The following is a 22,618-nucleotide window of genomic DNA, read 5'->3' on the forward strand; positions in this document are numbered from 1 at the left end:
CTATAGGCGTGGAAAGTGCTCACGAGGCTAGGGGCGGCGGAACGGGACCGACGGGTCGCGGACGGGGCGGGGACCGGCGGCAGCGGTGAAGCGGTCGCGGGCGGCGCGGGCGGTCTCGCCGTCCTCGCGCAGCCCCGGCGCCATGGCGTCGCGCACCGGCGTCAGCAGGAGCTTGCGGTCGGGGTGCACGACGCTCGTCAGCCGCAGGCGGGTACGCATCCACTCGGTCAGCCGGGCCTCGTCGGCCTTCGTGAGCACCACCTCCGCCGCCCAGGTCGGCGCGAGCGCGAGCTCGTCGAGCAGCAGCCCGGCCAGCGCGCGGCGCAGCGGCGAGACCCCGGTGCGGTAGAGGTCCTGGCGGGTGACCCGGTTGCGCAGCATCGTCGCGTCGCCGACGTCGAGGAGCACGGCGCCGGCGTCGGTGGGGTGCACCGGCCCGTCGACCGGGACGTCGGAGCCCCACCACGCCACCAGCCCCGCGTCCCGGCCCAGCCCCGCAACGGCGTCGTCGAGCGGCGCCAGGGGCACCGACAGGGCCGCCACGACCCCGAGCACGACCTCCTCGTCGACGGTCACGACCGCCTCGCCCCCGACGGTCGCAATGACCCGGCCAGCACGAACGCGGCCACCGCCGCCACCGGCACCAGGACGAGGCCCACGCCCACCGACACGCTGTCCGCGACCGCGCCGATGATCGGCGGGAACGCGAGGAACCCGAGCCGCGCGAGCCACCCGACCACGGCGATCCCGTCTCCGGGGCGCACCCCCGGCACCCGGCCCGCCGCCGCGAAGCCGAGCGGGAAGATCGTCGCCACCCCGAGGCCGGTCAGCGCGAACCCCGCCACCGCCGCCACCGGGTGCGCCACGAGCAGCGCCCCGGCCATCGACACCGCGGCCAGCGCCGCGCCCGTCCGCGCGACCGCGACGGGCCCGAAGCGGTCGACGACCCGGTCGCCGGCCAGCCGCCCGAGCGTCATCGCGGTCTGGAACGCCACGAACGGCAGGCCGGCGACGAACGCTCCACCGCCGAGGTCGTCACGCACGTAGATCGCGCCCCAGGACGCCGCGGAGTCCTCGATCCCGCCCGAGGCCACGAGCAGCGCGGCGAGCGCGAGCAGCGGGCCGGCGGCGATGACGACCGCCCGCCACGGCCCCTGGCGCGCACCTCCGTCGGCGTCGTCGACCTGCTCCGCCTCCGGCTCCGGACCGGGCAGGGACCAGCGCCACGCCAGCACCGAGACGACGACGAGGACCGCCGCCACGACTCCGAGGTGCACGAGCAGCGGCACGCCGAACCCCGCCGCGGCCGCGCCGAGCAGCCCCGCGCCGACCGCGGCCATGCTCCACACCGCGTGCAGGCCGTTGACGATCGAGCGCCCGTACCCGGTCTGCACGCGCAGCCCGTGGGCGTTCATGGCGGCGTCGGCCCAGGCGTCGGTCAGCCCGAGGACGAACAGCGCGGCGGCCAGCGCGATCCACGAGGGGGCGAGCGCCACCGCCGGCAGCAGGATCGCGCCCGCGAGCCCGACGCCCGCCCCCGCCCGGCCGCTGCCGACCCGGGCGATGAGCGGTCCGGCGAGCACCCCGAACACCAGCGCGGCGGCCGGGAACGCGGCGATCGCCGTGCCGAGCGCGGCGTTGGAGAGGCCGAGCTCGTCGCGCAGGGTCGGGAACCGCGGGACGATGCTGTTGTACGTCGACCCGTTGACGACGAACATCCCGACCACCGCCACCCGCGCCCGGCGCAGGGTGACGTCCGGGCGGGTCACGGAGTCCACGTCACCGACCGGCGCGCCACCTCGTGGATCTGGGCGACGGCGAGGTCCGAGAGCGGGTCGCCGAACGCGGACAGCAGGCGCGGCAGCTGGCCGACGCGGGAGACGGTGACGCCGCGCGGGCGCCCGTGCCCGGACAGGATCGCGCCGACGACGGCGACGACCGGGTGCACCGCCGGCGGGTCCAGCGTCTCCGTCGCCCCGGCGGCGCGGGCGAGGGCGATCGAGATCCGCTCGCCGACCTCGATCCCGATGCGGCGCGGGCGTCCGAGGTCGAGGGTCGAGCCGCCACCCAGGTCGAGCGCCTCGTCCTCGATGGTGATCCGGCCGCCCGGCTGGTTGACGACCTCGATGACGAACACGCCCGGCGGCCCGATGAGCACGTGGTCGAGGACGAGGTCGCCCTCAGCGAACGCCATCGGGACGCTGTGCAGGATGCGCCAGCGCGCACCCCGCCCGCGGCGCAGCGTCGGGGCGCGGGTGAGCTTGGCGACGGCCTCGGCGACGGCGTGCTGGCCGTCGGCGCGCAGCCGGTGGGGGCGGTCGGCGTCGGGCCCGCGGGTCGCGCGGGCGGTCGCCGCCTCCTCGAGCAGGCCGTGCCCGGGCCGGTGCAGGGCGAGGTCGTCCGAGGCCGGGTTCCAGCCGCCCTCGGGAGGCTCGACGCCGGCACCCAGCGCGGCCGGCTCCGCCTCGGCGGGCCCCATCGGCGGCAGGCCGTTCTGCCACAGCCAGGCGTTGGCCTCCTGCGCGAAGCGTTCGCGGTAGCCGGCGGGGACGTCGTGGGCGATCCGCGAGGAGAGGTCGAGGTGCCCGAGGGGCAGGCCGTCGGACGAGGTGACGTAGAGCCGGTCCGACCCGGGGCGGCGCTTGCGGCGGGCGGGCATCAGCCGGCCTGCCCGGCGCGGTCGAGCCAGCTCGAGATGCGCTCGTGCTCGCTGCCGGTGAGCCCGCGGATGCCCGTGACGACGGCGCGCTCGATGCCGCCGCCGAGCAGCGGGATCGCCGCCGTGACGTCGAGGTCGACCGAGAGCCGGCTCCCGCCCCCGGAACCGTCGCCGGGACCCTCCCCGACCACCGACATCGTGCCCTCCGCGCTGATCGGTGTCCCCGGCACCGCGACGTACGCCCGGCCCTCGCACCGCGTCGGGGTGAGCCTCCACTCCTCGGTGCGCTCGATGACGAGCACCCCGGACAGCAGGCGCTCGACGACGGCGGGCACCTGCCCGGGCGGCACCGGCTGGCGCAGGACGACCCGCACGCGCCGGGCGCCGTCGGCGGGCGACGTGCGGTCGAACGCGACGACGTCGATGCGCCCGGACCCGTCGACGTCGAGCTTGACGCGGTGGAACTCGGGGTCGGCGAGCGCGGCGGCGAAGGCGGGGACGCCGTAGGGGTAGGCGCGGCTCAACGCCAGCCGGGTGCTCACGTGGGGCGAGGGTAATAGGAGTGGCGGGACGCGCAGCGGAGGTGATCAGAACGCGTAGCGGATCCTCAGCCACGGCGCGTGGTGCGCCACCAGCTCCCGGAACCGGGCGACGGCTCGCCGCTTGACGTCGACGCGGTAGCGCACGACGTCCCCGCCGTGCTGGGTGCGCTTGGCCTCCTGGGCCTCGGGGCGCCACAGCACGTCCTCGGCCTGCGGGTGCCAGCCGAGGTTCACCTCGTGCAGCCCGGCGTGGTGGGTCAGGAGGATGACCTCGCACGCCGCCTGCGCCTTCGCGCGCTCGGAGAGGCGCTCGCTCAGCTCGTCGAGCAGCAGCGCCCACTCCGACTGCCAGCGCTCGCGCAGCACGACGGGGGAGAAGTTGAGGTGCACCTCGTAGCCGGCGTCGACGAAGTCGTCGACCGCGGCGATGCGCTCGTCGATCGAGCTCGTCCGGATGTCGAGGAGCTTGGCGTCGCGCCGCGGCATCAGCGAGAACCGCACGCGGGTGCCGCCGCGGGGGTCGAGGGCGAGCAGGTCGCGGTTGACGTGCTTGGTCGCGAACGACGCCTTGGCGCCGTCGAGGCGGGCGAACTGGGCGACGAGGTCGGCGACGTTGTCGCTGACCCGCGCGTCGACCGAGCAGTCGGAGTTCTCGCCGAGGTCGTAGACCCAGTCGAGCGGGTCGCACTGGTTGGGTTCCGGCTTGGGGCCCTGCCTCGCGACGTGCCGGGCGATCGCGCGCTGGATCGCCGCGATGTTCGTGAACACCGTGATCGGGTTGGCGTAGCCCTTGCGCCGCGGGACGTAGCAGTACGCGCAGGCCATGGCGCAGCCGTTGGCGGTGGACGGCGCGATGAAGTCCGCGGAGCGGCCGTTCGGCCGGACCGTGAGCGACTTCTTCTCCCCGAGCACCAGGTGCTCGGCCTTGACCCGCACCCAGCGCGCGACGTTCTCCTCGGCGCCGTGCAGGTCGGGGATCGCCCAGTGCGAGTCGATCTCGACGACCAAGGCGTCCGGGAACCGCGCGAGCACCTCCTGGCCGCGCAGGGACGCGAGCGACGCCGGCTCGGCGTGGATCGTCGCGACCTCGAGCAGGGGACGGGTGGCGGTCACGGCTCCAGGGTGCCGATCAGCGCCCGCGCCTGCGCGCCGGCCCGGAACACCTCGACCGGTCGGCCCGGACGGATGTGACGGCCCTCGCGGCGCGCGAGGTCGGCGAGCACGGGCGCGACGTGCTCCGGCCCGCCGAACTGGAACCCGACCTGGGTGACGTACGCGCCCGCGGCCTCGCTCTTCGCGTCGAGCACGGCACCGACGTCGACGGCGACGTCGGTGCCGCCGACCTCCGGCGCCCCGCGCGCGTCCGGGTGGCGCACCGCGTAGGGCGTGTCGCGCCACCACGCGGTGCGGTCGGCGTCGACCAGCCCGGCGACGACGGCCGTGACGACCTGGTGGTCGACGTGGTCGCCGACGGCCTGCGGCGCGAGGACGAGGTCGGCGCCCGCGACGTGCTCGCGGATCGCGTCGGCCACCGCCCCGGCCACGTCGTCGCCGTCGTGGCGCCCGGCGAACAGGGCGGCGGGCGAGTGGTAGCCGCGGTGCGGGGCCTCGAGCAGCCCGAGGTGTGCGCCGCGCACGCCGAGGCGCGCGAGCGCGGCGTCGTCCTCGTCGCGGCGCAGGGCCATGTAGTCGACGTCCGGCGCGAGGCCCTTGTCGGTCTGGCAGGCGAGCGCGAACCCCGACGGCGCCGCGACCGAGCCGGTGAAGACGGTGAGCACGAGGACGTCGTGGCCCGCGGCGGCCAGGCGCGCGAGCGTGCCGCCGGCCGAGAACACGGCGTCGTCGAGGTGCGGGCTGACGGCGACGACGCCGAGGGGACGGGAGCTCACGAGGTCTCCGTGATCGAAGTACCGATACGGACACTCAACGTCAGCGACGGCACTTCGCTGACACTCACAGCAGGTGCGGCGCCGCGCGGAAGCGGCAGTCGGGGTCGACGGGGACGTCGTCGATGGCGGGCACGGGGACGTCGCGCACCTGGTCGTAGACGTCGGTCAGGCGGTGGGCGATCACCGGCCACGACCAGCGCTCGCGGACCTCGTCGAGCGCCCGGCGGGCGAGCCCGACGCGCAGCTCGGTGTCGTCGAGCACGCGCGCGATCCCGTCGGCCAGCGCCGCCGGGTCCTTGGGCGGCACGAGCAGGCCGTTCTCGCCGTCGCGGACGCAGTCGCGCACGCCGACGACGTCGGTGGACACCACGGGCAGCCCGGTCGCCATGGCCTCGAGCACGGTGTTCGAGAAGCCCTCGGCGTAGGTCGGGCTGACGAAGACGTCGCCGCGCCGGTAGACCTCGTGCGCGTCCTCGTAGGCGGTGTAGCCGAGCTGCGTGACGTGCTCGTCGAGCCCGAGCTCGGTGACCCGGTCGGCGACGGTGCCGGTGTCGGGGCCGATGCCCGACACCACGAGGTCCAGGCGCCGGCCCCGGTCGAGCAGGTCGACGACGGCGTCGAGCAGGTCGAGCACACCTTTCCGCGCGTCGACGCGACCGTGGTAGAGCAGCACGGGCGGGTCGGACAGGGCCCCGGGCGTGCGGGCGGGGGTGAAGCGCTCGGTGTCGGTGGCCCCGGAGACGACCGTCCAGCGGCCGGGGTCGACGCCGTGGCGCTGCGAGACCTCCGCGGCGAACGACGACGAGCCGATGACCAGCGCGGGCGCGTCGGCGAACACCGCCCGCACGAGGGTCTCGTGCGTCACGCAGCACGTGCCCACCCAGTGCCCGTCGCCGCCCTGGACGCTGACCACCGCGGGCAGCCCGAGGTCGTGCGCGGCGCGCAGGACGGCGAGCCCGTTGGGGTAGGCGTACTGCGCGTGGAGCATGTCGAACGGCGCGCGGGCGTGCTCCTCCCCGATCGTGCGGCGCATCGTCTCGACGTCGGCCTCGAAGTCCGCCGGGCGGCCCTCGACCACCTCCTGCTCGCCGAGCGCCTCGAGCGCGACGACGTGCACGCCCTCGGGCACCCGCTCGGGCGGCGGCGGCCCGCCGCCGTAGACCGCGCGGCCGGCCTGGTCGCCGCGGTACTGCGAGATCAGCACGACGTCGTGGCCCTCGCGGACCAGGTGGCGCAGCAGGTTCTCGGCGTAGGCGCTCATGCCCGACACCGCGGGCCAGTAGCGGCGGGACACGAAGCAGATCCTCACGCGCCGGCCTCCATCTTCCTGATCGTCTCGAGGGCCGACGGCACGAGCGTGTCCGCGCGGTGCGAGTCCCGGCTCAGCTCGAACGAGACGAGACCCGGGTGCCCGACGGCGCGCAGCGCGCCGAGCACCGCCGGCAGGTCCATGTCGCCCTCGCCGGGCGCGCGGTGCTCGTGCACCCCGCGCGGCATGTCCTCGACGGCGACGGCGCCGAGCAGGGGCGCGAACTCGTGCACGGCCGCCTCGGGGGTCCAGCGCCCGGAGACGATGCAGTGCCCGGTGTCGAGGGCAAGGGTCACCTCGGGGACGTCCAGCGCGAGCCGCACCCAGTCGTCGCAGTCCTCGACGAGCATCCCGGGCTCGGGCTCGACGGCGCAGACGACGCGCTTCCCGCGGGCGTGCGCGACCACCTCGTGCACCCCGTCGACCAGCCACGACCAGGCCTCGTCGCGGTCCTGCCCCGTCGCCGGCACCCCGGCCCAGAACGACACCGCCTCGCTGCCCAGGTCGGCCGCGACGTCGACGCACGTGCGCAGGAAGGCGGCGCGGCGCGCGCGGCCGTCCGGGTCCTCGGTGATCAGCGTCGGCTGGTGCTTGCGGCGCGGGTCGAGCAGGAACCGCGCGCCGGTCTCCACGACGCTGTCCAGCCCGAGCCCGCGCAGGCGGTCGGCGAGCGCGGCGGTCCGGCGCCCGAGTTCCGGGGCGAACGGGTCGTGGTGGGCGACGTCGAGGGTGAGGGCCACGCCGTCGTAGCCGCAGTCGGCGAGCAGCGCGAGCGCGTCGTCGAGACGGTGCGAGGTGAGCCCGTTGGTGTTGTACGCGTAGCGCAGTGCGTGCGGGGAGGACTGCTCCGGACCGGACATCCCGGCCGAGGTACCACCCCGGCCCGGAGCAGAACCCACCGCTCGTCCGCCGCTCGTCGCGGCCGTCGCCGGTGATCGACGAGGCCCAGCGGTCGACCGGGTGCGGCCTGCGGTTGGTGCAGCATCTGCACGCACAAACAGTGATGTTGACCACAAGGGTCCGGGCCGCGTTCAGTGACCTCCACACGACGGCGCGCGAGCAGCCGGTCGGAGCAGCACGACCACCGCGAGAGTCACCTGTCGGGAGGAGGGCACGCATGACGGATGCGCGGCGGCCCGGAACTCCCGGCCGCGGTCCCGGCGGGGGGCGTTCCCTCAAGACCGCGGCCGAGGCACTGGCGGCGCTGCGCTTCCTCGGTGCCGCCGAGGACGGCGTCACGGCCGAGGCCCTCGGCGCCGAGCTCGGCAAGAGCACGGCGACCGCCCGGTACCTGCTCAACACCCTCTGCCAGGAGGGCTTCGCCGTCCGCGACCGGCAGACCGGCCGGGTCCGTCTCCAGGAGGCCCCGCCGTGGGGTGGGGCGTGGGGTGACGCCGAGGCCCCGCAGGACCTGACGCGCTACGAGCTGCCCGAGCGGCTCTCCGACGCGGTCACCGAGCTCTACTGGCGCACCCGCCAGCGCACCTACCTCGCGCGCTGGGAGGACGAGGACGCGACGGTGATCGTCGACGCCCGCGGCCACCAGGGCCTCGCCCGCATCCCCGACCTCGCCGAGCGCATCCCGCTCGCGTCGGCGCACGCGCTGGCCGTCACCAAGGCACTCATCGCCTCGTCCGGCACGCACGCCGCCGCGCTGCGCGAGCGCTCCCGGCTCGAGGCGTTCACCGGCACCACGATCACGAGCACCCCGGCGATCGAGCTCGAGCTCGAGCGGGTCCGCCGGCGCGGCTACGCGGTGGACCGCGAGGAGTACGCCGAGGGCTTCTGCTGCATCGGCGCGCCGATCTTCGCCCCCGACGGGCGGGTCGCCGCGAGCATCGCGATCTCGACCCCGGCGACGCGCTTCGAGGCCCACGCCGAGGAGCTCACCGGCGCCGTCCGCGACGTCGCCAGCACGGCGACACGCGGATGGCTGGAGTCGGAGCCCGTCACGGGCGACCTGCCCCCGCCGCGACCGGCCGACCCCGTGCCCCCCGGGCACTGACGCGGGCCGACACCGGCCGTGCCGCCCCCGCACGGGGCGGCCACCACCACGGACCACGGCTGCGGAACCCCGCAGGCCGAGCACGAACTCCACAAGGAGAAGAGATGAGCCGTCAGAGTTTGGCGAAGGCTCACCAGAAGATCCAGGAACTTTCCTGGGAGCCGGTGTACCACGAGCCGTACATGAAGTACGGGACGGACTACACCTTCCGCAAGGCGGCCAAGAAGGACCCGCTCAAGCAGGTCCTCCGGTCCTACTTCCCCATGCAGGAGGAGAAGGACAACCGCGTCTACGGAGCGTCCGACGGCGCGATCCGCGGGAACATGTTCCGCCAGGTCCAGGAGCGGTGGCTGGAGTGGCAGAAGCTCTTCCTGTCGATCATCCCGCTGCCGGAGATCTCGGCCGCCCGGTCGATGCCGATGCTGTTCCAGGCCGTTCCCAACCCGGAGCTGCACAACGGCCAGGCGATCCAGATGATCGACGAGGTTCGGCACAGCACGATCCAGCAGAACCTCAAGCGGCTGTACATGAACAACTACATCGACCCGGCGGGCTTCAACAACACCCTCCGGAACTTCCACTCGGACTACTGCGGCACCATCGGCCGTCAGTTCGCCGAGGGGTTCATCACCGGTGACGCGATCACCGCGGCCAGCATCTACCTCACGATCGTCGCCGAGACGGCGTTCACGAACACCCTGTTCGTGGCCATGCCGGCCGAGGCCGCGGCCAACGGTGACTACCTGCTGCCCACGGTGTTCCACTCCGTGCAGTCCGACGAGTCGCGGCACATCTCGAACGGCTACGCCACGCTGCTCATGGCGCTGTCGGACGAGGACAACCGCCAGCTCCTCGAGCGCGACCTGCGCTACGCGTGGTGGAACAACCACCGCGTGGTGGACGCCGCGATCGGCACGTTCATCGAGTACGGCACCAAGGACCGCCGCAAGGACCGCGAGTCCTACGCGGAGATGTGGCGCCGCTGGATCTACGACGACTACTACCGGGCGTACCTGCTGCCGCTCGAGAAGTACGGCCTCGTGATCCCGCACGACCTGGTCGAGGAGTCCTGGAACCAGATCTGGAACAAGGGCTACGTCCACGAGGTCGCGCAGTTCTTCGCCACCGGGTGGCTCGCGAACTACTGGCGCATCGACGGCATGACCGACGAGGACTTCGAGTGGTTCGAGTACAAGTACCCGGGCTGGTACGACAAGTACGGCAAGTGGTGGGAGAACTACAACCGTCTGGCCAAGCCGAACGGCCACCACCCGATCGTCGCCGAGGACGTCGACTACGTGTACCCGCACCGGTGCTGGACCTGCATGGTCCCGTGCCTCGTGCGTGAGGACATGGTCGTGGACAAGGTCGACGGTCAGTGGCGGACGTACTGCCACGAGGCCTGCCGCTGGACCGACGCCGAGGCCTTCCGGCCCACGTACCAGGGTCGCGAGACCCCGAACATGGGCAAGCTCGTGGGTCACCGCGAGTGGGAGACGCTCTACCACGGCTGGAACTGGGCCGACGTGGTCTCCGACATGGGCTTCGTCCGCGACGACGGCAAGACCATGACGGCGCAGCCGCACCTCGATCTCGACCCGAAGAAGATGTGGACGCTCGACCACCTGCGGCGCATGCCGCACGTGGCCAGCCCCAACGTCATCCTCAACGAGATGAGCGACGCGGAGCGTGAGGCGTTCGTGGCGGACTACAACCGCCAGGGCCCGGCCGGCCGTCCGGCCGACGCGACCAGCTAGTCGCGGCCGCACCACGGTGGGGTGAGAGGGAGGGCCGGGTCCGCCCGGCCCTCCCTCGATCCCTCACGCCCTCGTCCGGTCGAGGACACCCCCCTCCTCGTCCGGATCCCGGCCCACACCTCCCGAACGGAGAAGCCATCGATGGGTGACAAGCACCGGGTCCGCTTCGAACCGGTGGGCATCGAGATCGAGGTCGACGAGGACCAGACGATCCTGCGTGCCGCCTTCGAGCAGGGCGTGCAGCTCATGCACGGCTGCAAGGAAGGGCAGTGCGCCGCCTGCAAGTCCTTCGTCCTCGAGGGCGACATGGACGAGATCGAGCTCGACAAGTACTCGACGTTCGCCCTGCCCGACATGGAGCGCGAGGAGGGACAGACCCTCCTCTGCCGCGCCCACGCCTACGACGACCTGGTCATCGAGCTCCTCAACTACGACGAGGAGATCATCCGCAGCGGTCTCCCGGTGCGGAAGGGCACCGTGGAGGTGCTGTCCAACGAGGCCGTCACCCACGACATGCGCCACCTCGTGGTCAAGCAGGTCGCCGGCGAGGACATCAAGTTCTTCCCCGGCCAGTACATGGACCTCACGGTGCCCGACACCGGCGAGGTGCGGTCGTTCTCGATGGCGAACCTCCCGAACCGCGAGGGCGTGTTCGAGTTCGTCATCAAGATCTACCCGGACGGCGCCTTCTCGCAGTTCCTGGAGAAGACGGTGGCGCCCGGTGACCGCATCGAGGTGGAGGGCCCGTTCGGGACCTGCACCCTGCGCGAGAACCGCACCTCCGACATCGTCTTCGTCGGCGGCGGCGCGGGCATGGCCCCGCTGCTCGGTCTCCTGCGGGCGCTCGCGGAGAAGGACGGCGAGCGGAAGGCGCGCCTCTACTACGGCGCGCGCACGAAGGCTGATCTCTGCTTCGAGGACGAACTGCGCGCGCTCGAGGAGAAGATCCCGGGCTTCCGCTACGTCCCCGCACTCTCCGAGCACACCGGCGACGACTGGGACGGCGCGACCGGACTGATCACCGAGGTCGTCCGGGAGAACGAGCCGGGCCTGGAAGGGATGGATGCCTATGTGTGCGGGCCGCCGCCGATGGTGGATGCGGCGATCGCCCTGCTGACCCAGCGCGGAATGGACGAGCAGCACATCTACTTCGACAAGTTCACCACCACCGGAGAGCCGGAGGACGAGGGCTAACCCATGACCAGCACCGAAGAACGTCCAGAGCGGAGCGTTCCGAAGCCCGTCTTCACCGACGCGGAAGCGGGCGCCAAGGAGTTCCCCGACTCCGGGCCCTCGGCCCGGCGCTACAACTACTTCAAGCCGGCGAAGCGCAAGCAGACCCACTACGAGGACGTGACGGTCGAGGTCCAGCCGGACCCGCGCCACTACCTCTCCCAGGGGTGGATCTACGGCTTCGCCGACGGCTCGCGCGGCTACCCGCTGACCTGGACGAAGCTCAAGGCGTGGGGGGTCGACGAGCCCGAGCCCGAGCGCGGCCCCGGCTCCGGCGGCAAGCACGTCGAGGACTGGCCGGCCCACGGGTGGCACGAGTTCCGTGATCCCAACGAGGAGTGGGAACTCACGATGTACCGGTACAACGCCAACGTTGTCCGGCAGGTCACCCAGAACGTCGAGAACGCCCGCAACGCGAAGGCGTTCGACCAGTGGACCCCGAACTGGGTGCGCTTCGTGGAGCGCAACGTCGGCGCCTGGATGCACATCGAGCACATCCTCGGCCTGTACGTGTTCGCCGCGTGCAACCGGTCCGGCCCGACGAACATGCACAACACGGCGATGGCCGTGAACAGCGAGCACAAGATCCGCTTCGCGCAGGACCTGGCGCTCTACAACCTCACCCTCACCGAGGAGATCGAGGGCTTCGACGGCTCGGCCCACATCGACGCGTGGAACAACGACGCGGAGTGGCAGGGCGTGCGCAAGGTCGTCGAGGAGATCACCGCCATCGAGGACGACTGGGGCGAGATGATCTTCGCCACCAACATCGTCTTCGAGCCCCTGATCGGCGAGCTCTTCCGGTCGAACCTGGTCATGCAGTCGGCGGCCGGCCACGGCGACTACGTGACGCCGACCGTCATGGGCTCCGGGGAGTACGACTACGCCCAGCGCGACCTGCGCTGGACCGTCGCGGCCTTCGCGCCGCTGACGCAGGACCGCGAGTTCGCGGACCACAACAAGGAGCTGTTCAACGGCTGGCTCTCCAAGTGGGTGCCGAAGTGCCTCGAGGCGGCCCGCACGATGCAGCCGATGTGGTCGCAGCCCGACGCCAAGCCGCCGCGGTTCGAGGACGCCCTCGACCGAGCCAAGAGCCGTTTCTCCGCGATCCTCACCGACCTCGGCCTCGAGACCCCGAAGGAGCTGAACCAGTGACCAAGAGTTTCAAGACGGCCGAGAGCCCGTTCAAGCAGGACAACACCGAGTCCGGCATGGCCGGCGTGACGCTGATGAACAACCAGATCGGCGTCGTGGTGGCCGAGGTGATGGACCGTCAGGAGAACGTGACGGTCAAGCACCTGCCCTCGATGATCCGCGTGGACTGCGTGGGCCGCATGGACTTCGTGTACGCGGAGATCTCCGAGGCGCTCGGCGAGGAGCCCGACTTCTACAACGCCGCCGAGTTCGAGGAGAACATGTCGACCCACTACGGGAAGATGATCCACATGGACGACCGGACGATCATGTTCGGGAATCTCGAGGAGGCCGCCGAGTTCATCGGCGACATGCTCCCACCCGTGGTGAAGAAGTAGGACCGGTGGCCGGGTCGCCGTCCGCTGCGGGGGCACCGCGGGCGGCGGCCCGGCCGCCTTCTCTCCCTTTCGCACTGATCGCCCCGTTCGCGCCCACGAGGAGAAGAGAGGCCGTACGAAGCCATGGCCAAGGAACTGCGATTCGGTCCCGACGCACGACGCGCGCTCCAGGCGGGGGTGGACCAGCTCGCCGAAGCCGTGAAGTCCACGCTCGGGCCCAAGGGGCGCAACGTCATCCTCGAGAAGATCACGGGCACGCCGGAGGTCACGAACGACGGCGTGACGATCGCGCGGGAGATCTACCTGCGCGACCAGTTCGAGAACATGGGCGCGCAGGTGCTCAAGGAAGCCGCGGTCAAGACCAACGACGTGGTCGGTGACGGCACCACGACGTCGACGGTGCTGGCCCAGGCGATCGTCCGCGAGGGCCTCAAGGCCATCGGCCAGGGCGGCAACCCGGTGCTCGTCAAGCGCGGGATCGACGCCGCCGTGGCGCGGGTGGTCGATCACCTGGCCTCGGTCGCGCACCCGGTCGACGACGTCGAGGCGCTCTCGCGCGTCGCGGCGATCTCGGCCAACGACGACGACGCCATCGGACGCGTCGTCGCGCAGACCCTGCACACCGTCGGCGACGACGGCGTCATCACCGTCGACGACGGCCCGATGCTGGGCCTGCACGTCAACTTCGTCGAGGACTTCGAGTTCGACAACGGCTACGTCTCGCCGTACCTCGTCACCGACCCCGGCTCGATGCTGGCCGTCCTGGACGACCCGTACATCCTCTTCTCGGCCGAGAAGATCACCGACGTGCGCTCCCTCATGCCGGTGCTCGAGCGGATCATGCGCGACCCCCGGCCGCTCGTGATCGTCGCCGAGAAGGTCGAGGGCTCCGCCCTCCAGATGCTCGTGCACAACCACGTCAACGGGCACCTCAAGGTCACGGCGATCCAGGCCCCGGGGTTCGGCGAGAAGCGCGTGCACCTCCTCGAGGACATGGCCGCCCTCTGCGGCGGCAAGGTGTACTCGAAGGCGTCGGCGTTCTCGCTCGAGCAGATGGGCGCCGAGCACCTCGGCCGCGCGACGCAGGTCCGTGCCACCAGCGAGCAGACCGCGATCATCGGGGGCCTCGGCGACCCGGCCGGCCGCGAGCGGCGCCTCTCGCAGCTGCGGGCGGAGCTCGACCGCGCGACGATCGGCACCGACGAGGACTGGTTCTCCGAGCGCATCGCGCGGCTGTCCGGCAAGGCCGCGATCCTGCAGGTGGGGGCCCCGACGAACGCGGAGCTCAAGGAGGTCCGCCACCGCGTCGACGACTCGCTGCAGGCGACCCGCGCGGCGATGGCCGAGGGCATCGTCGCCGGCGGCGGCGCGGCGCTGCTGCACGCCGAGTCCGCGCTGGCCGACCTCGACGGTCTCACCGGCGACGGGCGCATCGGCGCCGAGATCGTGCGCGCGGCGCTGTCCGAGCCGGCCAACCTCATCGCCTCGAACGCGGGCTACGAGGGCGGCGACGTCGTCAAGCAGACCCGCGACCTGGGCGTCGACGAGGGCTTCGACGCCCTCGAGGGCCGCTTCGGCAACATGATCGAGCTCGGCATCATCGACCCGCTGCGGGTCGTGCGCTCCGCGCTCCAGAACGGTGCCTCGGTGGCCGGCCTGATCCTCACGACGAACTCGCTCGTCGCCGAGGAACAGACCCCCTGGAACAAGTCCCTCATGACAGAGTTCGGCCAGCTCGACGAGGGCCTGCCGCAGCCGGCGCCCGACTCGAGCACACCGCAGTCGATGGGCCTCGGCCCGTCGATGGGGTGACAGCGCTGTGACCATCGAGAGGAGCTCGTCGTGAAGGCCGTTCGCGTCCACGGTTACCAGCAGGACCCCAGCCTCGACGACATCCCGGAGCCGAAGCTGCAGGGCCCGCTCGACGTCATCGTGAAGATCGGTGGCGCGGGGGTGTGCCGGACCGACCTGCACATCGTCAACGGTGACTGGGCGGACATCCAGAACCCGGATCTGCCCTACGTCATCGGGCACGAGAACGCCGGCTGGGTGCACGAGGTCGGTGACGCCGTCACCAACGTCAGCGTCGGGGACACCGTGATCCTGCACCCGCAGCCGTCCTGCGGGCTGTGCTTCGCGTGTCGGGCGGGGCGGGACATGCAGTGCACCGGGGGCGCGTTCTTCCCGGGCCTGTCCAACAACGACGGCGGGATGGCCGAGTACCTGCGGACCACCGCCCGGGCGTGCGTGAAGCTGAACCCGGACACCAACCCCGCCGACGTCGCGGCGCTCGCGGACGCGGGCATCACGGCGTACCACGCCGTGCGCAAGGCCGTGCCGTACCTGTACCCCGGCACGTCGGCGGTCGTCATCGGCGCCGGCGGCCTCGGCCACATCGGCATCCAGGCCCTGGCCGCGCTGACCGCGACGAAGATCGTCGTGGTCGACAAGAACAAGGACGCCCTCGACCTGGCGAAGCGGATCGGCGCCGACGAGACGGTCCTCGCCGACGGCAACCAGGTGGGCGAGGTCCAGGAGCTGACCGGTGGGGGCGCCACCGTGGTCTTCGACTTCGTCGCCGAGCAGGGCGTCGAGCTCGAGGCCTGGCAGATGACCGGACCCGCGGGCTACCAGTTCGTCCTCGGGTACGGCGGTGAGTTCAAGGCCCCGACGCTCGACTTCGTCGCCGGGGAGAAGAACGTGATCGGCAACATCGTCGGGACGTACAACGACCTCGTCGAGCTCATGGTCCTGGCCCAGGCCGGCAAGGTCACGCTCCACACCCAGCAGTACTCGCTCGACAACGCCCTCGACGCCCTGCACGACCTGGACGCGAACAAGGTGCGCGGCCGGGCGATCCTCGTCCCGTAGGAAGGACACCACCACATGTACGAGAAGGACGGCGAGAAGTACTTCATCGTCGATTCCCACATGCACTACTGGGACGCGTCGCCCGAGAACTGGGTGCAGGGCGCGGAGCAGTACGCCAAGGGTTGGATCGAGTGCTTCCACGCCTACCAGGGACTCGGCCCGGCCGACACGCACCAGCCCCTCGAGGAGTTCCAGAAGGTCTCCGAGGAACAGCTGATGCGCGAGGAGTTCGAGGAGGGCCACGTCGACGTCGCGATCTTCCAGTCGACGTACCTGCGCGAGTGGTACAAGGACGGCTTCAACACCACCGAGCGCAACGGCTACCTGGCCGAGAAGTACCCGGGCAAGTTCATCCTGAACACGCGCTTCGACCCCCGCGACGGCGACGCCGGCATGCGCGAGTTCGAGGAGAACGTGCGCAAGTACGGCTGCACCGGTGCGAAGATCTACACCGCGGAGTGGAACGGTGACTCGCGGGGCTTCAAGCTCACCGATCCCGAGGCCTACCGCTTCCTGCAGCGCGCCGAGGAGCTCGGCGTCAAGAACATCCACGTCCACAAGGGCCCGACGATCTGGCCGCTGGACAAGGACGCGTTCGACGTCTCGGACGTCGACCACGCCGCCACGGACTTCCAGGGCCTGAACTTCATCGTCGAGCACGTGGGTCTGCCGCGCATCGAGGACTTCTGCTTCATGGCGACGCAGGAGCCCAACGTGTACGCGGGCCTGTCGGTGGTCATCGGCGGCCTCATGCACGCCCGTCCCAAGTTCTTCGCGAAGGTCATGGGCGAGCTGCTGTTCTGGGTCGGCGAGGACAAGATGACCTTCGGCTCGGACTACAACATCTGGGAGCCGAAGTGGCAGGTCGAGGGCTTCGTCGACTGGACGATGCCCGACGACGACCAGTTCGCCGACTACCCGCGCCTCGACACCAACGGCAAGAAGAAGATCCTCGGTCTGAACGCGGCGAAGCTCTACGGCATCGACGTGCCGGCCGAGTGCCAGATCAGCGAGGGGCAGCCGGCCGCGCAGGACGACGCCCAGCTCGTCGAGGACCGGTCGGTGGCCCAGGCATGACCGCGGACACGGGTCCAGCTCCCCTGGCGGCGTACTGGTCTGCTGGCTCCGTGTCCCGCGTCCCCGACACCCCGCCGGCCACGCTGGTCGGCGGGGTGTGGGAGGCGCTGCGCACGGTGCGCGACCCCGAGCTCGACACCGACGTGGTGAGCCTCGACTTCGTGGCCGACTGCTCGGTCGACGAGGACGGGATCGCGCACGTGCGCCTGCGCCTGCCGACCTACTTCTGCGCCCCGAACTTCGCGTTCCTCATGGTCGCCGACGCGTGGGACGCGGTGTCGCAGGTGCCGGGGCTCGCCGACGTCGACGTCGTGCTCATCGACCACTTCGCCTCCGACGCCATCAACGCCGGCGTCGCGGCACGGGCCGGCTTCGTCCACTCCATGGCGGGCACCGAGGTCGGCGAGGCCGTCGACGAGCTGCACGACCTGCGGCGCACGTTCACCGAGCGGGCGATGATGGCCGGCACCGACCTCGTCGTCCGCCCGCTGGTCCGCGGGGGCGCGACGCCCGAGCAGATCGCGGCCATGACCCTGGGCGACGCCCCGGACAGCCCCGACCTGCAGCGCCTGCGGGCCCGGCGTCGCGAGCTCGGCATCCCCGACGGCGACGACGCGCCGTTGGTCGTCGACCCGGTGGGCCGCACCGTCGGCGTCGAGGCCCTGCCGCTGCACCTGCGCAAGGCGCGCTCGTACCAGGTCGGTGTCGACGCGAACACCAGCATCTGCCGCGGTCAGCTCGCGGCCCGCTACGGGCTGTAGAGCGGGTCGCGCCCGAGAGGAGAGACCTCGCCATGCCGGTCGATCCGGTCCGGCTCGATCCCGGCAACCACGTCGACCCCGGGACCGGCCGCTGCCTCATGGAGCACGTCTCGGTCCTGGCGGGGGAGCCGTTCCGGGCCTGGCCGCGGTGCACCCACCCCGCCGTGGCCGCGCTGGCGACCCAGGTCAACGACCGGTGCTCGCCCGTGGGCCGCGCCGCGCTCGTGCGGCGGGCCGAGGCGCTGACCCGGGCCGACAGCGACGACCCGGCGCTGACCTGGCGCCTGGTCGCGCACGCCGCCGCATCCGTGCTCGCCCTGCGCCCGGGCGACCCCGGCGCGCTCCGGCGGATCGTCCGGGCCCGGCGCGCGGCCCGCGCGTGGCGCACCGCCGTCCCGCACCGGCTCGCGCGGCGACTGCCGCGGTGGGCCGTCGTGGGCTGCGGGCTCGCCGCGCTCGACGAGCTCGTCGCGGCCGTGCACGCGCTGCTCGCCGTGACCGGACCGCCCGGCTCCCCGGAGCGCGACATCGCCCTGGTCGCCCTGCTCGACACGGTGCTCGACGACGTCCTGGACGACAGGCCCGACGCCCCGCCCACCCCCGCCCTCCCCGTGCCGCGGACCCCCGTCCGAGAGGAGCAGTACGCATGACTGCGCCCAGCGAGACCCCCCGCACCGTCCGTCGGATCGGGTCGCCGGCCGCCGCCGCGCTGGCCGACCTCGCCGCGATCTTCGACGACCTGCAGACCGTGCTCCTGTGCTGCGAGCGCCTGGTGACGCAGCTGTCCGTCCCGGAGCCGGATCCGGTCGTCGTCGAGTCCCTGTGGACGACGGCCCTGCTGTCCTACACCCGCTGCTTCGCCCCGGGCGGGCGCGGCATGGGCCTGACCGAGGCCGATGTGACCGGGCTCCAGCTCGAGGGCGAGGTGCTCGCCTGGCACCAGATGCTGCGCCAGCTCAAGAAGCACTACGCCGACCCCGCCGCCAACCCGCGCGAGACGTTCGACGTCGGCGTGGCCGTGGCCGACGGCGTGCCCCAGGGGGTCGCGATCACCTCCACCCGCCAGGCGCTGCCCGACACGATCTCGGTGCACCAGACCGGCGCGATCGCCTACCAGCTCAGCCAGCTCGTCGACCAGCGCATCGCCGAGCACCAGGGCACGGTGCTCGAGGGGGCCCGCAGCCTGAGCCCCTCGGAGCTGGAGACGCTGGACGAGGTCGAGCTCACCGACGCCCCGGAGGGGGAGGCGTGATCGAGAAGTACAACCCCTGGACCGTCGTCAACCTCGTCTTCAACCACCTCGCCGAGCACGGGCTGCACCCCGTGCTGGGCGAGTCCGGCGACCCGTCGGAGGCGGCGGCGCAGCTGCTGCGCTCGCTCGGGATCACGCCCGGCGACCCGTCGTGGGGCGAGGGCCAGGACGCCGAGCGCGTGCGCGACGACCTCGCCCGCATCCGGGCGGCGTTCGACGCGTCCCACGACACCCGGGACTGACCGTGGTCACGATGCGCGTCGCGCGCCTCGTCGTGCACCGGATGACGCGGGAGCCGCTCGCGCTGCTCGTCGAGGCGGGCGCCGACCGGTGCCTCGTCGTCTCGGTGCGCGGGCCCCAGGCCGAGATCATCGACCGCGGCCCGCGCCCACCGGAGCCGTCCGACGACGACCGGCTCACCCAGGACCTCCTCGGCGAGCTGGCCCTGCTCGTGGGCCGGCGGCTCGACCACGGCGCCATCGTCGACCTCGTCGACGACCGGTTCCGGGCCGAGCTCGTGCTCGACGACGGGTCGCGCCTCCCGGCCCGGCCGAGCGACGTGCTCGCGGTCGCGGTGCGCGAGGCGCTGCCGATCGAGGTCGCCGACGCGGTGCTCGACGCGGTCGGCCAGTCGTTCAGCGAGCTCGGCGGAGACAGGAAGGAGCCCGCGCGCGAGGCCGCCGAGCAGGTGGTCGAGATGCGGGCGTTCCTCGAGCAGGCCACGGCCCAGGACTTCGGCCGCCCGCCCGACGGCGGCGAGGGCCGTGAGCAGGGTCGGGAGTCCGGCTGAGGTCGGGCCGAAGGCCCTGACCTGCGGTGTCGCCGGTCGTTCGTCTCGATCCGAGACACGCGAAGGCCCCTGCGGAGCCCGTTCGGGCCGTACGATGCCGTGTTGTCCATCACTTCGGCGTGGTGGTCGATGGCGAGGTGGCCCATGGACGGACGCGCCCAGAGCGCCCTCGGTCGTGCGCGTGAGTACTTCGTCGACCGGGGCTCGGTGAGCGCCTCCGGCATCGTCCGGCCCGAGATCGTCGACTCCTGGGAGCGCTCGCGGCGCGCCGGGGTCGACGCGACCCACCTCGACCTCCCCTACGAGCCCGACCTCGACTTCGACGGCAGCCTGGCCAACTGCGCGCGGCCGGTGCTCGACGACCTCGCCGAGCGCCTCTCGGGCATGTCCGTGGCCGTGGTGCTCACCGACGCCGACGGGCGGGTGCTCGAGCGCCGGGTCGGCGAGGGCGAGCTCCAGCGCCGCCTCGACGCGATCTCGCTCGCGCCCGGCTTCAGCTACGCCGAGGAGTTCGCCGGCACCAACGGGGTCGGCACCTCGCTCGAGGGCGCGATCCCGGCCCTGGTCGTCGGCGCCGAGCACTTCAGCGAGCGCCTGCAGGCCTTCGCGTGCGCGGGTGCGCCGGTGCGCGGCCCGGATGGCGCGCTCGCCGGCATCCTCGACGTCACCTGCCTGCGCTCCGAGGCCAACGACCTCATGCGCTTCCTCGCCCAGCAGGCCGCCACGGACATCGAGGACGTGCTGCGCGAGCGGGGCGGGGTCGGCATCCGCCGGGTCATGGCGGCGTTCCGCGCCACGTGCGCCCGCACCCGCGGGCCGGTGCTCGCGCTCACCGACGACCTCGTCATGGCCAACCGCGCCGCCCGCGCGCTCTCCCCGCTCGACCAGGACCGGGTGACGATGCGGGCGCTCGAGCTGGGCGAGACCGCGCGCCCGCACCAGGACCGGGTGCTCCTCGCCGACGGGCCGGCGCGCCTCATGATCACCCCGGTGCCCGCCGAGCGGCCGGTCGGCGTCGTCGTCGAGGTGGTGCCGAGCCGCAGCAGCCTGCGCCTCGCCGGACGCGAGGACGCGCCGCCGGAACGGCCCGACATGCCCGCCCCGCCGGGCCCCGCGTTGCCGGGCCCGTCGTCGTCCGTGTCGACGTGGGCGCCGCCCGCGCCGGCCGCGGACCGCCCGCTGCCCGGCCTGCCCGGCGACTCGCGGCCGTGGCGATCGGTCGCCGCCGCGCTGCGCACGGCGGCGGCCGCGGCGCGCAGCACCGTCGTCCTCGGCGAGCCGGGCACGGGCAAGACCGCCGCGGTGCGCGCCGTGCACGGCGAGACCCGTTCCTGTGCGCGGTGGGTCGCGGTCGACGGCACCGACCCGGAGGCCGCGGTCACGCTCGCCGGGTACGCGGCGGAGGCGTCGACGGACGGGGCGGGACCGGTCACGGTGGTCGTGCGGCACACCGAGGCGCTCGACGAGGCCGGCGCGGGGGCGCTGACGGCGCTGCTCGGCGAGGTCCCCTCGACGTGGTGGGTGGTCGGGCTGATCACCGCGGAGCGCGCGCCCGAGGAGGGTCCGGTCAGCGGTGTGCTGGCGGGGTTCGCGACGTCAGTGCTGGTCGAGCCGCTGCGCCGCCGGCCCGACGACGTGCCGGTGATCGCCGCCGCCCTGCTCGCCCGCCTCGCGCCGTCACGGCGCGCCCGGTGCACGCCGGAGACCGCGGCGCTGCTCACCGGCGCCCGCTGGCCCGGCAACGTCACCCAGCTCAGCGGCGTGCTGCGCCGTGCGCTCGCCGCGCGCCCGGCCGGGGACATCGAGCCCGGCGACCTGCCCGCGGACTTCGCGAGCGGCACCCGCCGGCGTCTCACCCCGCTCGAGTCCGCCGAGCGCGACCTCATCGTGTCCGCGCTGGTCGAGGCGAACGGCAACCGCAAGCAGGCCGCGGCGGCGCTCGGGATCGGGCGGGCGACTCTGTACCGGCGGCTGCGGGCGTTCGGGATCAGCGACGTGGGCCGCTGACCAGCGGCTCGCTGTGGACCGGGCGCACCGGGGCCGCGGGCTCCAACGGCAGGGCGGGCACCGGGCGTGCCCCGACCTCGCCGGCCCACTGCGCGCTCGCGTGCCGGGCCACCGCGCGCACCGCGTCGACCAGCTCGTCCTCGTCGAGCGCCAGCCGGCGCGCCGAACAGGACAGCCCGAGCGCCACCGTCACCGCGCCGGACGGCGAGACGACCGGGGCGGCGATGGTGGCGAAGCCCTCGGCGAACTCCTCGCGGTCGAGCGCGACCCCTTCCTGGCGCACGGCGTCGAGCTCGGCCCGCAGCGCGGCGAGGTCGGTGACGGTCGCCGGGGTGAGCGCGAGCGGCTGCCCCTCCTCGTCGACGACCTCGCGGTACGCCGCCGAGGTCGCGAGCAGCACCTTGGTCATGGCGAGCGCGTGGGCGTGGGCCGGCGGCACGTGGTCGCCGAGGCCCGGGTGCTTGGCGAGGCCCTGGTGGCCGCGCGAGTCGGTGACCGAGGCGACCACGGTGCCCGTGCGGCGCACGAGGTAGGAGCGCTGGCGGGTGCGCCGGTAGAGCTCGGTGGTGGCCTCGGCGAGCACGGCGCCGGGGTCCGGGTCACCGGGGACGGGGCTGGGCGCCTCGGCGCTCGTACCCCAGTGGCCCCAGGGCGGCGCGTCGGAGAGCCGGCAGCGGCCGGACGCCGTGCGTTCGGCGTATCCGGCCTCGCACAAGGTGTTGATCATGTATCGGGCGGTCGCAGCGCTCTTGCCGAGCTCCTTGGCGAGGTCCGCGGCGCACAGGCCCTCGGGGTGGTCCCCGAGCAGGCGCAGCGCGCGCAGGACCGTCGCCGCGGTCTTCAGCGACCGCGACCCACCGCCCCCGGGCACCACGTCGTCGTCCACACCGCTGACGGTAGGGCTCCCGCGACGTGACGCCTGTCTCAATGTGGG

The 22,618-nt window shown here is 72.9% G+C and carries 23 protein-coding genes; 14 read left to right on the forward strand and 9 right to left on the reverse strand.

Annotation, left to right across the window (positions count from 1 at the left end; genetic code table 11):
• Positions 1 to 27: 27 nt before the first annotated feature.
• From PGB27_RS10430 to PGB27_RS10465, 8 genes are all read right to left on the reverse strand, one after another.
• The gene (locus PGB27_RS10430) at positions 28 to 576 is read right to left on the reverse strand and encodes a GIY-YIG nuclease family protein (protein ID WP_274200300.1); all 549 of its coding nucleotides are present in this window, start codon (positions 574 to 576) and stop codon (positions 28 to 30) included.
• Positions 573 to 1,769 carry an MFS transporter gene (locus PGB27_RS10435; RefSeq protein ID WP_274200301.1) on the reverse strand — a complete coding sequence of 399 codons (1,197 nt, stop codon included), beginning with the start codon at positions 1,767 to 1,769 and terminating at the stop codon, positions 573 to 575. The genes PGB27_RS10430 and PGB27_RS10435 overlap by 4 nt, the downstream gene beginning before the upstream one ends.
• The gene (locus PGB27_RS10440) at positions 1,766 to 2,659 is read right to left on the reverse strand and encodes a nuclease-related domain-containing protein (RefSeq protein WP_274200302.1); all 894 of its coding nucleotides are present in this window, start codon (positions 2,657 to 2,659) and stop codon (positions 1,766 to 1,768) included. Before PGB27_RS10440 ends, PGB27_RS10435 begins: the two co-directional genes overlap by 4 nt.
• Positions 2,659 to 3,201 (reverse strand): DUF2505 domain-containing protein, encoded by a 543-nt coding sequence (locus PGB27_RS10445; RefSeq protein WP_274200303.1) that lies wholly within the window; start codon positions 3,199 to 3,201, stop codon positions 2,659 to 2,661. The genes PGB27_RS10440 and PGB27_RS10445 overlap by 1 nt, the downstream gene beginning before the upstream one ends.
• Positions 3,202 to 3,246: 45 nt before the next feature.
• Positions 3,247 to 4,314: a spore photoproduct lyase family protein gene (locus tag PGB27_RS10450; RefSeq protein ID WP_274200304.1), complete on the reverse strand. Its 1,068-nt coding sequence runs from the start codon at positions 4,312 to 4,314 to the stop codon at positions 3,247 to 3,249.
• A complete protein-coding gene (locus PGB27_RS10455; RefSeq protein ID WP_274200305.1) occupies positions 4,311 to 5,090 on the reverse strand; it encodes a PIG-L deacetylase family protein in 780 nt (259 codons plus the stop codon). The genes PGB27_RS10450 and PGB27_RS10455 overlap by 4 nt, the downstream gene beginning before the upstream one ends.
• 64 nt (positions 5,091 to 5,154) lie before the next feature.
• Positions 5,155 to 6,399 carry a glycosyltransferase family 4 protein gene (locus PGB27_RS10460; RefSeq protein WP_274200306.1) on the reverse strand — a complete coding sequence of 415 codons (1,245 nt, stop codon included), beginning with the start codon at positions 6,397 to 6,399 and terminating at the stop codon, positions 5,155 to 5,157.
• Positions 6,396 to 7,259 (reverse strand): sugar phosphate isomerase/epimerase family protein, encoded by an 864-nt coding sequence (locus PGB27_RS10465; protein WP_274200307.1) that lies wholly within the window; start codon positions 7,257 to 7,259, stop codon positions 6,396 to 6,398. The genes PGB27_RS10460 and PGB27_RS10465 overlap by 4 nt, the downstream gene beginning before the upstream one ends.
• A gap of 257 nt (positions 7,260 to 7,516) precedes the next feature.
• Between PGB27_RS10465 and PGB27_RS10470 the strand changes: the two genes are divergently transcribed.
• The 14 genes from PGB27_RS10470 to PGB27_RS10535 all read left to right on the forward strand — a co-directional run bounded on the left by PGB27_RS10470 (position 7,517) and on the right by PGB27_RS10535 (position 21,684).
• On the forward strand, positions 7,517 to 8,404 hold the full coding sequence (locus PGB27_RS10470) for an IclR family transcriptional regulator (protein WP_274200308.1): 888 nt from the start codon (positions 7,517 to 7,519) through the stop codon (positions 8,402 to 8,404).
• Positions 8,405 to 8,508: 104 nt separating this feature from the next.
• The gene (locus PGB27_RS10475) at positions 8,509 to 10,161 is read left to right on the forward strand and encodes a ferritin family protein (RefSeq protein WP_274200309.1); all 1,653 of its coding nucleotides are present in this window, start codon (positions 8,509 to 8,511) and stop codon (positions 10,159 to 10,161) included.
• Between the two features lie 141 nt (positions 10,162 to 10,302).
• Positions 10,303 to 11,355, forward strand: a complete 1,053-nt coding sequence (locus PGB27_RS10480) for an NADH:ubiquinone reductase (Na(+)-transporting) subunit F (RefSeq protein ID WP_274200310.1) — start codon at positions 10,303 to 10,305, stop codon at positions 11,353 to 11,355.
• A gap of 3 nt (positions 11,356 to 11,358) precedes the next feature.
• Positions 11,359 to 12,549 (forward strand): ferritin family protein, encoded by a 1,191-nt coding sequence (locus PGB27_RS10485; protein ID WP_274200311.1) that lies wholly within the window; start codon positions 11,359 to 11,361, stop codon positions 12,547 to 12,549.
• Positions 12,550 to 12,605: 56 nt separating this feature from the next.
• Entirely contained in the window at positions 12,606 to 12,926 is a 321-nt protein-coding gene (locus tag PGB27_RS10490; protein ID WP_274200607.1) for an MmoB/DmpM family protein, read from the forward strand.
• 123 nt (positions 12,927 to 13,049) lie between these two features.
• Positions 13,050 to 14,738, forward strand: a complete 1,689-nt coding sequence (gene groL / locus PGB27_RS10495) for a chaperonin GroEL (protein WP_274200312.1) — start codon at positions 13,050 to 13,052, stop codon at positions 14,736 to 14,738.
• 30 nt (positions 14,739 to 14,768) lie between these two features.
• Positions 14,769 to 15,797 (forward strand): NAD(P)-dependent alcohol dehydrogenase, encoded by a 1,029-nt coding sequence (locus tag PGB27_RS10500; RefSeq protein ID WP_274200313.1) that lies wholly within the window; start codon positions 14,769 to 14,771, stop codon positions 15,795 to 15,797.
• A 15-nt stretch (positions 15,798 to 15,812) separates the two neighbouring features.
• Positions 15,813 to 16,874 (forward strand): amidohydrolase family protein, encoded by a 1,062-nt coding sequence (locus PGB27_RS10505; protein ID WP_274200314.1) that lies wholly within the window; start codon positions 15,813 to 15,815, stop codon positions 16,872 to 16,874.
• A gap of 50 nt (positions 16,875 to 16,924) precedes the next feature.
• Positions 16,925 to 17,635: a metal-sulfur cluster assembly factor gene (locus tag PGB27_RS10510; RefSeq protein WP_274200315.1), complete on the forward strand. Its 711-nt coding sequence runs from the start codon at positions 16,925 to 16,927 to the stop codon at positions 17,633 to 17,635.
• Positions 17,636 to 17,667: 32 nt separating this feature from the next.
• A complete protein-coding gene (locus tag PGB27_RS10515) occupies positions 17,668 to 18,285 on the forward strand; it encodes a hypothetical protein (RefSeq protein ID WP_274200316.1) in 618 nt (205 codons plus the stop codon).
• Positions 18,282 to 18,887 (forward strand): hypothetical protein, encoded by a 606-nt coding sequence (locus PGB27_RS10520; RefSeq protein ID WP_274200317.1) that lies wholly within the window; start codon positions 18,282 to 18,284, stop codon positions 18,885 to 18,887. Before PGB27_RS10515 ends, PGB27_RS10520 begins: the two co-directional genes overlap by 4 nt.
• The gene (locus tag PGB27_RS10525) at positions 18,884 to 19,129 is read left to right on the forward strand and encodes a hypothetical protein (protein ID WP_274200318.1); all 246 of its coding nucleotides are present in this window, start codon (positions 18,884 to 18,886) and stop codon (positions 19,127 to 19,129) included. Before PGB27_RS10520 ends, PGB27_RS10525 begins: the two co-directional genes overlap by 4 nt.
• 11 nt (positions 19,130 to 19,140) lie before the next feature.
• On the forward strand, positions 19,141 to 19,677 hold the full coding sequence (locus tag PGB27_RS10530; RefSeq protein WP_274200319.1) for a bifunctional nuclease family protein: 537 nt from the start codon (positions 19,141 to 19,143) through the stop codon (positions 19,675 to 19,677).
• A 144-nt stretch (positions 19,678 to 19,821) separates the two neighbouring features.
• Positions 19,822 to 21,684 carry a sigma-54-dependent Fis family transcriptional regulator gene (locus tag PGB27_RS10535; protein ID WP_274200320.1) on the forward strand — a complete coding sequence of 621 codons (1,863 nt, stop codon included), beginning with the start codon at positions 19,822 to 19,824 and terminating at the stop codon, positions 21,682 to 21,684.
• On the opposite strand, the gene PGB27_RS10540 is transcribed toward PGB27_RS10535, so the two are convergent.
• Positions 21,665 to 22,570, reverse strand: a complete 906-nt coding sequence (locus tag PGB27_RS10540; RefSeq protein ID WP_274200321.1) for an IclR family transcriptional regulator — start codon at positions 22,568 to 22,570, stop codon at positions 21,665 to 21,667. The genes PGB27_RS10535 and PGB27_RS10540 overlap by 20 nt on opposite strands.
• Positions 22,571 to 22,618: the final 48 nt, after the last annotated feature.

The organism is Actinomycetospora lemnae (genome assembly GCF_028737315.1).
GTDB classification, from domain to species: domain Bacteria; phylum Actinomycetota; class Actinomycetes; order Mycobacteriales; family Pseudonocardiaceae; genus Actinomycetospora; species Actinomycetospora lemnae.

Excerpts from the sequence above, each read along its gene's own strand:
- PGB27_RS10440 (WP_274200302.1), bottom strand. The coding sequence starts at position 2,659 with ATGCCCGCCCGCCGCAAGCGCCGCCCCGGGTCGGACCGGCTCTACGTC.
- PGB27_RS10465 (WP_274200307.1), bottom strand. The coding sequence starts at position 7,259 with ATGTCCGGTCCGGAGCAGTCCTCCCCGCACGCACTGCGCTACGCGTAC.
- PGB27_RS10470 (WP_274200308.1), top strand. The coding sequence starts at position 7,517 with ATGACGGATGCGCGGCGGCCCGGAACTCCCGGCCGCGGTCCCGGCGGG.
- PGB27_RS10475 (WP_274200309.1), top strand. The coding sequence starts at position 8,509 with ATGAGCCGTCAGAGTTTGGCGAAGGCTCACCAGAAGATCCAGGAACTT.
- PGB27_RS10480 (WP_274200310.1), top strand. The coding sequence starts at position 10,303 with ATGGGTGACAAGCACCGGGTCCGCTTCGAACCGGTGGGCATCGAGATC.
- PGB27_RS10485 (WP_274200311.1), top strand. The coding sequence starts at position 11,359 with ATGACCAGCACCGAAGAACGTCCAGAGCGGAGCGTTCCGAAGCCCGTC.
- PGB27_RS10490 (WP_274200607.1), top strand. The coding sequence starts at position 12,606 with ATGGCCGGCGTGACGCTGATGAACAACCAGATCGGCGTCGTGGTGGCC.
- groL (WP_274200312.1), top strand. The coding sequence starts at position 13,050 with ATGGCCAAGGAACTGCGATTCGGTCCCGACGCACGACGCGCGCTCCAG.
- PGB27_RS10505 (WP_274200314.1), top strand. The coding sequence starts at position 15,813 with ATGTACGAGAAGGACGGCGAGAAGTACTTCATCGTCGATTCCCACATG.
- PGB27_RS10515 (WP_274200316.1), top strand. The coding sequence starts at position 17,668 with ATGCCGGTCGATCCGGTCCGGCTCGATCCCGGCAACCACGTCGACCCC.
- PGB27_RS10520 (WP_274200317.1), top strand. The coding sequence starts at position 18,282 with ATGACTGCGCCCAGCGAGACCCCCCGCACCGTCCGTCGGATCGGGTCG.
- PGB27_RS10530 (WP_274200319.1), top strand. The coding sequence starts at position 19,141 with ATGCGCGTCGCGCGCCTCGTCGTGCACCGGATGACGCGGGAGCCGCTC.
- PGB27_RS10535 (WP_274200320.1), top strand. The coding sequence starts at position 19,822 with ATGGACGGACGCGCCCAGAGCGCCCTCGGTCGTGCGCGTGAGTACTTC.